Here is an 8,155-nt window from a genome sequence, read left to right as displayed (position 1 = left end):
TGTGAAGTACCAAAAAAATTTGGCACTGACATTCATCGACACACTGTTGAGTTCTCAAAGAACACGCACACACCATCACCACGACCCTATGGCCGCCGCTCCGGGGCAACTTTTCCAGCCTATCCCAACCAGGTCACCGGCGCAAACCGGAACCCCGTGAAGAAAAACTGGATTGTGTTCGCCAGGCACTTCGTACAACCTCGTGTCACTCGCCGTGAAGGCGGGAGTCGGTGTCCGTGTCGCTCTGACTTGGAATAAGTTACGCGAACCTTCAATCAATTCACAAATCGCCTGGTCACAACACCGATTCACTAGCCAAGGCCAGGTCAGACAGTTGAGCCTTTCCGCCAATCGCGAATAGGCCCGAGTGTGACGCCGAGCACCGAACCTATTCGGAGCTCACCCTCTCGATCACTCCCCCGAGTCCACGGAGATTCTCGACGAATCGCGGGTACCCACGGTCGATGTGGAAGATGTCGTGGACTTCGGTGGTTCCGTCCGCGACCAACCCGGCAAGCACGAGCCCGGCGCCTGCCCGAATGTCCGAAGACCACACCGGCGCACTCGACAGCACTGGAACTCCGCGGATCACAGCATGGTGACCGTCGGTACGAGCGTCGGCGCCGAGTCGGATCATTTCCTCGACAAATCGGAAACGCGATTCGAATACGTTCTCGGTGATCATCGACGTGCCCTCGGCAACCGCCGCCAAACCGATTGCCATCGGCTGCAGGTCGGTCGGGAATCCGGGGTAAGGCAATGTCGCGAAATTGACTGCTTTGGGCCGTTCACGCTGGATGACACGGAAACCGTCTACCTCGGGAGTCACCTCCGCGCCGGCTGTCCGAAGCTTGTCGAGGACCAACCCGAGATGCTTGTGGTTCACCCCGCGAACTCGGACGTCACCCCTGGTCATGGAGGCAGCGACACCCCATGTTGCGGCAACGATCCGGTCACCGATGACGCGGTGCGTAGTCGGTTCCAACTTGCGGACGCCTTGAATGGTGAGCGTCGAACTTCCGCCGCCCGATACCTTGGCGCCCATTTCGTTGAGCATGTTGCAGAGATCCACGATCTCGGGCTCACGTGCAGCGTTGTCGATCACCGTTTCACCTCGGGCGAGCACTGCTGCCATCAAGATGTTCTCGGTTGCACCCACAGACGGGAAGACCAGGCGAATGTTCGCGCCGTGAAGGTCGTCTGCCTCGGCAACGACACATCCGTGTTCGATTTCGCTACGCGCGCCCAACAGGCGGAGCCCGGATTGGTGCATGTCGAGTGGCCTCGAACCGATCGCATCGCCGCCAGGAAGTGCGACAACAGCGCGTCGACAACGCGCGACCAGCGGACCAAGCACACACACCGACGCCCGAAACTGCTTGACCGCGTCAAAATCAGCGTGATATTTCGGCTCGGCCGGCGTCGTGATCCGCACTTCGGAGTCTTCGAGTTCGACCTCGCAGCCCAGCCCTCGCAAGACGTCCGCCATCAGCGGCACGTCGAGAATGTCCGGGCAGTTGGTCACCACAGTGGTGCCTTCGGCCAACAGCGCAGCGGCCATCAGCTTCAACACACTGTTCTTGGCCCCTCCCACCAGTACTTCACCTTCGAGGCGGTTACCCCCGGTCACAAGAAAGTGCTCACTCACGGTTCACAGCCTAGAGCCACAACCTCGTCGGCACCGCGCCGGTACCGTAGCCCTATGTCTGTTCACCTGACGAAGATCTACACCCGGACCGGCGACGACGGGACCACCGGCCTCAGTGATTTTTCGCGAGTCTCCAAGAACGATCCGCGTCTGATCGCCTACGCGGATTGCGACGAGACCAACGCGGCGATCGGTGTGGCCGTTGCCCTCGGCACACCCCCGGAGAATCTGCTCGCGATGCTGCGCCAGATCCAGAACGACCTCTTCGACGCGGGGGCCGACCTGTCCACCCCCATCGTCGAGAACCCGAAGTACCCACCGCTGCGAGTGACTCAGGCCTATGTCGATCGACTCGAAGGATGGTGCGATGAGCTCAATGAGCAACTGGCACCGTTGAATTCGTTCATTCTGCCCGGCGGAACTGCCCTGGGCGCCCTGCTTCACGTAGCAAGAACCGTCTCGCGGCGTGCGGAGCGTGCGGCCTGGTCCGCCATCGATGCGAACCCGGAAGACACCAGCGTCCTCCCCGCGAAATATCTCAACAGATTGTCGGATCTGCTCTTCATCATGGGAAGAGTGGCAAATCCTGAAGGCGATGTGCTCTGGAAGCCCGGCGCCGGGGCTTGAGCGGGACCGGTCAGGCGGTGCGTCGCCTACGGGCGCGCCCGTCCGGCCGCGATTCGACCCAGGACAGGAAAGCTGTCAATGCTCCACTGTCCAAGGCGATTTCGTAGGCCGACGATCCGTCGTTGACCTTGACCACGACGATATCGTCGCTCATGATGTCGAATTCGGTACCTGAGGGAGAGCGACGGCTCTCGACCTCGATTCCTTGACGATCAATCCTGGAGTCCGGGCCCGGCCGCAGACTCGACAGTTTGAAAAAGACGAAGGTGCTTTCGCCGTAGCGAATGATTCCGTGACGCCACCCGCTGTCCCCCGGGGATGGCAGAACACGAAGCAGTGCAGCGGTACCGCCGCGACGTAGAACCAGCAGACGATACAGAAAAGCCGCGACGAGAACCGCGAGCAGCACAACCAGAATGATCAACACAGTCATTCCGAATGTCACTGTTCGTCGGCTCCCGTCGCGGCTTTACTCGAGTAACTTACGCGCGCTCGACGGCCCGGAGCTGACCCTTGGCGACCGCAATCGCTTCGAGGTCGCCCGAGTTCTCGGCCAAGACAGCCTTGGCTGCCTCGACGTCGATGTCCTGTGCCATGTCCGCGGACTCGGCAAGAATCGTCACCGTCGTCGCAGTGACGGAGAGGAACCCTCCGTGTACTGCAGCAACGATACGCTCGCCGTCGACCGGGGTGATCGACACGGTTCCGCCCTCGATCAGCTGGCCGAGGACCGGCTCATGCCCGGGCATGATGCCGATTTCGCCCTCAGTGGTCTGAGCGCTGACCAGCGTCGCCGAACCAGACCACAAGCGCTGCTCGACGGCAACGAGTTCTACGGTCATCTCAGCCATCGTGGACTACTTCCCGGCCATCTTCTTGGCTGCAGCTTCGACGTCGTCGAGTCCACCGCAGCTGTTGAATGCCTGCTCGGGCAGGTGATCGAACTCGCCCTTGCAGACGCGGTCGAAGGCTTCGATCGTGTCGCGGAGCGGCACGACGGAGCCGGGCTCACCGGTGAACTTCTCGGCAACGATGAAGTTCTGGCCGAGGAACTTCTGGATACGACGGGCGCGGCCGACGAGGACCTTGTCCTCTTCCTGAAGCTCGTCCATACCGAGGATGGCGATGATGTCCTGCAGTTCCTTGTACTTCTGCAGGATGCGCTTGACCTCGTTGGCAACACGGAAGTGCTCGGCACCGACGATGCCGGGCTCCAGGATGCGGGAGGTCGAGCTCAGCGGATCCACAGCGGGGTAGATACCCATCTGCGAAATCGGGCGCGAGAGCTCGGTGGTGGCATCGAGGTGCGCGAACGTCGTAGCCGGCGCGGGGTCGGTGTAGTCGTCGGCGGGCACGTAAATAGCCTGCAGCGAGGTGATCGAGCGACCGCGGGTCGAGGTGATGCGCTCCTGGAGCTCACCCATCTCGTCCGCCAGCGTGGGCTGGTAGCCCACTGCCGAAGGCATACGGCCGAGGAGGGTGGAAACCTCGGAACCTGCCTGCGTGAAGCGGAAGATGTTGTCGATGAACAACAGGACGTCCTGGCCCTGAACGTCGCGGAAGTACTCCGCCATCGTCAGTGCGGACAGGGCGACGCGCATACGCGTTCCGGGCGGCTCGTCCATCTGGCCGAAGACAAGGGCGGTGTCCTGGAGGACGCCCATCTCTTCCATTTCGAGGTGGAGGTCGGTGCCCTCACGGGTACGCTCACCGACGCCTGCGAACACCGAGGTGCCCGAGAACTCGCGAGCGATACGCGTGATCATTTCCTGGATCAGAACGGTCTTGCCGACGCCGGCGCCACCGAACAGGCCGATCTTTCCACCCTTGACGTACGGGGTGAGAAGGTCGATGACCTTGATGCCGGTCTCGAGGATCTCGGTCTTACCTTCGAGCTGATCGAAGGCTGGTGGCTTGCGGTGGATGCCCCACTGCTCGCCGTCGCGGCCGAGGCCGGGGGTGTCGAGGCAATCGCCCAGGGCGTTGAACACGTGGCCCTTGACGACGTCACCGACGGGAACCGAGATCGGCTTGCCCGAGTCGGTCACTGCAGTGCCGCGGACGAGGCCGTCGGTGGGCTGCATGGAGACGGTGCGGACCAGGTTGTCACCGAGGTGCTGTGCAACCTCGAGCGTCAGCGTCTTGGCGACCGAGGGAAGCGTGATCTCGGCGTTCAGGGCGTTGAACAGTTCAGGAACAGCGCCACGCGGGAATTCAACGTCCACGACGGGACCGATGACCCGCACGACGCGGCCGGCTACGGCCGAAGCCGAACCTGCCCCGTTGTTTTCGGTTACTGCTGCGGTCATGTGCTAGTCACTTCCTGCGCTCGAGGCGAGCGCGTTGGCGCCGCCGACGATCTCGCTGATTTCCTGGGTGATCTGGGCCTGGCGAGCCTGGTTGGCCTGACGGCTCAACGTGTTCACCAGTTCGTTTGCGTTGTCCGTCGCGGCCTTCATGGCGGTACGACGGGCTGCCGACTCCGATGCCGCAGCATCGAGAAGCGACGAGAAGATACGAGTGCTGACGTACTTCGGGAGAAGAGCACCGAGAAGCTTCTCGGGCTCGGGCTCGAAGCTGAAGTCCGCGACGGGGCCATTGTCATGGTCGTCGTCGTGGCCGTTGGTCAGCATGTCGTCACCGAGTTCGATGCGCTCTTCCGACACGAAGACCTCGAGAGGAGCCATACGGCGAACCTCGGGAGTCTGCGTCAGCATCGACACGAAGCGGGTGTAGACGATATGGAGTTCGTCGACGCCCTCGATCGTGCCTTCACCGTTCGGAGCGGCAACCTGGTTACCCGAACCAGCCATGAACAGCTCCACCAGGTGGCGGCTGGCCTTCGCTGCATCCGAGTAACCCGGATCCTGCGAGAAGCCCGTCCACGCAGCACCGATGTCGCGGCCGCGGAACGTGTAGTAGCCGAGTCCCTTGGAACCGAGCACGTACACGACCGGCTCCTTGCCCTCGCTGCGGAGGAGAGCCATGAGCTCTTCTGCCTGCTTGAGGACGTTGGAGTTGTAGCCACCACACATGCCGCGGTCACTGGTGACAACGAGGACCGCAGCCCGCTTGGGCTCCGGGCGCTCGTTGAGCAACGGGTGATCGAGCGAAGCAGACGCACTCGCCAATTCGGTGAGTACCTTCGTGATCTCCTCGGCATACGGCTTGGACGCGGCGACGCGAATCTGAGCCTTGGTGATACGCGAAGTCGCGATCAGTTCCTGTGCCTTGGTGATCTTCTTGGTCGAGTTGACCGACTTGATACGAGACCGCAATTCGAGAATGCTCGCCATCGATCAATCACTCTCCCTTCGGAATTCGCAGTGTCATGGGCGCGTACGTCACTTGCTGACGGTCTTGCGCTTGACGTTGATCTGCTCGTTCTCGACCTCGTCGGCGCCCAAAGCGTCAGCCTCGGCCTCGTTCACGACCCGGCTTCCGTCGGATGCGATGAAGCCTTCCTTGAACTTGTTCGTTGCAGCGATCAGCGCAGCAGCGTTGTCGGCATCGAGTGCCTTACCGCCGTTGATGCTGGAGTAGACGCCAGCAGCCGAGTGCTTGAGGTCTTCGAGCAGTTCCTTCTCGAAGCGACGGACGTCACCGATCGGAACGCTGTCGAAGATGCCTTCGCCGGCGAGGTAGATCGAGACGATCTGGTCCTCGACAGGGATCGGGCTGTACTGATCCTGCTTGAGCAGCTCGACCAGACGGGCACCGCGCTCGAGCTGAGCCTTGGAGGCAGCGTCGAGGTCGGATGCGAAAGCGGAGAACGCTTCGAGCTCACGGAACTGAGCCAGTTCCAGACGCAGCGAACCGGAAACCTTCTTCATGCCCTTGGTCTGTGCAGCGCCACCGACGCGGGAGACCGAGATACCGACGTTGATCGCGGGGCGAACGCCCTTGTTGAACAGGTCGGACTCGAGGAACACCTGACCGTCGGTGATGGAGATGACGTTGGTCGGGATGTACGCCGAGACGTCATTCGCCTTGGTCTCGATGATCGGCAGAGCCGTCAGCGAGCCGCCGCCGAGTGCGTCGGACAGCTTCGCCGAACGCTCCAGCAGACGGGAGTGCAAGTAGAAGACGTCACCGGGGTAAGCCTCGCGTCCCGGCGGGCGACGCAGCAGCAGCGAGATGGCGCGGTACGCCTCTGCCTGCTTGGTCAGGTCGTCGAACACGACCAGAACGTGCTTGCCCTGGTACATCCAGTGCTGGCCGATGGCCGAGCCGGTGTACGGTGCGAGCCACTTGAAGCCTGCGGAATCAGAGGCCGGAGCAGCAACGATGGTGGTGTACTCCATCGCGCCCTTCTCCTCGAGGGCAGCCTTGACGCCCGCGATGGTGGAACCCTTCTGACCGATGGCAACGTAGATGCAGCGCACCTGCTTGTTGACATCGCCGGAATCCCAGTTGGCCTTCTGGTTCAGGATGGCGTCGATGCAGACCGCGGTCTTGCCGGTCTTGCGGTCGCCGATGATGAGCTGGCGCTGGCCGCGGCCGATCGGGGTCATGGCGTCGATAGCCTTGATACCGGTCTGGAGCGGCTCTTCGACCGGCTGGCGCTCGAGCACCGAAGCGGCCTGGAGCTCGAGTGCACGATTCTCGGTGCTCTCGATCTCGCCGAGGCCGTCGATAGGCGCACCCAGCGGGTCGATGACGCGGCCGAGGAAAGCATCGCCGACGGGAACCGACAGAACGTCGCCCGTGCGCTTTACTTCCTGGCCTTCTTGAATGTTCTGGTAATCGCCAAGGATGACGGCACCGATTTCGGTGGCATCCAGGTTGAGCGCGACGCCGACGATTCCACCGGGGAACTCCAACAGCTCGTTGGACATAGCCGAAGGCAGGCCAGAGACGTGCGCAATGCCGTCACTGGTGTCGGTCACTGTGCCGACCTCCTCACGGGAGGCCTCCGGGGAGTAGCTCGCGGTGTAGTTGTCGATCGCGCTACGGATCTCGTCGGAGGAGATCGTCAGCTCCGCCATGTTTTTCCTGCTCTCGGTGTCTGGTCTTCGAAAAGATCTGGAGTATGTGTTCGGCTGAAGGACTACTTGAGGTTCTTCCGCAGTGCTGCGAGTCGACCCGCTGCGCTGCCGTCGATAACCTCGTCGCCCACCCGGACGACCAAGCCGCTGAGGAGTTCTGGATCAACCTCGACGTGTACTGCTACCGGCTTCCCGTAGGTGCGGGTAAGAGTGCTGGCCAAGCGATCCGACTGCTCCGAGCTCAACGCCGAGGCGCTGCGAACGTGAGCAACGGTGGTATCGCGCTGCGCTGCGGCAAGATTCGACAGCTGATCGAAAGTGTCTGCGGGTGCAGACTTCAACCGGCCGACGGCCTGTCCGGCGAGTGCCTCGGTGACCGCAGTGACCTTGCCGTAGAGCAAGCGGGAGAGGAACTCACGCTTGCGGGCTGCGGGAACCGACAGATCCGAGAGCGTCTGCTCCAGGCTGGGATCCCCTGCCACGATGCGACCGAGACGGAAGAGCTCGTCCTCAACGGTGTCCAACTGGCTCTGATCGGCTGCGGCGCGGAGCAGAGCTTCGCGTCCGAGCAGTTCGAGCGAGTTGACCAAGTCGCGGGCCGCAGACCAGTCCTGGCCTGCAGCTGCCTTCACGGTGGCGAGCGCCTCGGCGCCGACCTTTCCGGAGAACAACTGCTCTGCCAAAGCCTGGCGACCAGCGGCCGGTGCCGAAGCGTCAGCCAGCGCGCTGCGAAGAGCGCGCTGGCCGTCGAGTACCTCGACCACCGAGAAGAGCTCGGACCCAGCCTGAGCAGAAGCAGCAGTTGCGGCTCCTGCAGAGACGGCGCCCAGGGCACTGCTCAGCGCAGAACGAGTCTGCGCCAAGGCTTCACGGCTCGCTGCGTACATGTTGC

The 8,155-nt window shown here is 62.4% G+C and carries 8 protein-coding genes; 1 reads left to right on the top strand and 7 read right to left on the bottom strand.

Annotated features, from left to right (window positions below):
* Window positions 1-388: 388 nt before the first annotated feature.
* Window positions 389-1,648, bottom strand: coding sequence for a UDP-N-acetylglucosamine 1-carboxyvinyltransferase (gene murA / locus B0E55_RS24950; protein WP_020970048.1), 1,260 nt, complete (start codon window positions 1,646-1,648; stop codon window positions 389-391).
* A gap of 54 nt (window positions 1,649-1,702) precedes the next feature.
* Between murA and B0E55_RS24945 the strand changes: the two genes are divergently transcribed.
* Complete coding sequence (locus tag B0E55_RS24945) at window positions 1,703-2,275, top strand: cob(I)yrinic acid a,c-diamide adenosyltransferase (protein ID WP_080910659.1); 573 nt, start codon at window positions 1,703-1,705, stop codon at window positions 2,273-2,275.
* A 10-nt stretch (window positions 2,276-2,285) separates the two neighbouring features.
* On the opposite strand, the gene B0E55_RS24940 is transcribed toward B0E55_RS24945, so the two are convergent.
* The 6 genes from B0E55_RS24940 to B0E55_RS24915 form a co-directional block, all read right to left on the bottom strand.
* Complete coding sequence (locus tag B0E55_RS24940; RefSeq protein WP_029255703.1) at window positions 2,286-2,708, bottom strand: DUF2550 domain-containing protein; 423 nt, start codon at window positions 2,706-2,708, stop codon at window positions 2,286-2,288.
* Between the two features lie 49 nt (window positions 2,709-2,757).
* The gene (locus tag B0E55_RS24935) at window positions 2,758-3,126 is read right to left on the bottom strand and encodes a F0F1 ATP synthase subunit epsilon (protein WP_019749170.1); all 369 of its coding nucleotides are present in this window, start codon (window positions 3,124-3,126) and stop codon (window positions 2,758-2,760) included.
* Between the two features lie 6 nt (window positions 3,127-3,132).
* Window positions 3,133-4,584 carry a F0F1 ATP synthase subunit beta gene (gene atpD / locus B0E55_RS24930; protein WP_003941349.1) on the bottom strand — a complete coding sequence of 484 codons (1,452 nt, stop codon included), beginning with the start codon at window positions 4,582-4,584 and terminating at the stop codon, window positions 3,133-3,135.
* A 3-nt stretch (window positions 4,585-4,587) separates the two neighbouring features.
* Complete coding sequence (locus tag B0E55_RS24925) at window positions 4,588-5,571, bottom strand: F0F1 ATP synthase subunit gamma (RefSeq protein WP_003941320.1); 984 nt, start codon at window positions 5,569-5,571, stop codon at window positions 4,588-4,590.
* A gap of 48 nt (window positions 5,572-5,619) precedes the next feature.
* A complete protein-coding gene (atpA, locus tag B0E55_RS24920; protein WP_019749171.1) occupies window positions 5,620-7,263 on the bottom strand; it encodes a F0F1 ATP synthase subunit alpha in 1,644 nt (547 codons plus the stop codon).
* Between the two features lie 62 nt (window positions 7,264-7,325).
* Window positions 7,326-8,150, bottom strand: coding sequence for a F0F1 ATP synthase subunit delta (locus B0E55_RS24915; protein ID WP_003941304.1), 825 nt, complete (start codon window positions 8,148-8,150; stop codon window positions 7,326-7,328).
* Window positions 8,151-8,155 lie beyond the last annotated feature (5 nt).

The sequence above is a fragment of the Rhodococcus sp. 66b genome (genome assembly GCF_002076325.1).
GTDB lineage: Bacteria > Actinomycetota > Actinomycetes > Mycobacteriales > Mycobacteriaceae > Rhodococcus_F > Rhodococcus_F erythropolis.
The sequence above is the reverse complement of the archived record's forward strand: the minus strand, read 5'-3'. Positions and strand labels throughout refer to the sequence as shown.

What these genes read in the sequence shown, in the direction of transcription:
- B0E55_RS24945 (WP_080910659.1), top strand. Translation starts at nt 1,703, where the DNA reads ATGTCTGTTCACCTGACGAAGATCTACACCCGGACCGGCGACGACGGG.
- B0E55_RS24940 (WP_029255703.1), bottom strand. Translation starts at nt 2,708, where the DNA reads ATGACTGTGTTGATCATTCTGGTTGTGCTGCTCGCGGTTCTCGTCGCG.
- B0E55_RS24935 (WP_019749170.1), bottom strand. Translation starts at nt 3,126, where the DNA reads ATGGCTGAGATGACCGTAGAACTCGTTGCCGTCGAGCAGCGCTTGTGG.
- atpD (WP_003941349.1), bottom strand. Translation starts at nt 4,584, where the DNA reads ATGACCGCAGCAGTAACCGAAAACAACGGGGCAGGTTCGGCTTCGGCC.
- B0E55_RS24925 (WP_003941320.1), bottom strand. Translation starts at nt 5,571, where the DNA reads ATGGCGAGCATTCTCGAATTGCGGTCTCGTATCAAGTCGGTCAACTCG.
- atpA (WP_019749171.1), bottom strand. Translation starts at nt 7,263, where the DNA reads ATGGCGGAGCTGACGATCTCCTCCGACGAGATCCGTAGCGCGATCGAC.
- B0E55_RS24915 (WP_003941304.1), bottom strand. Translation starts at nt 8,150, where the DNA reads ATGTACGCAGCGAGCCGTGAAGCCTTGGCGCAGACTCGTTCTGCGCTG.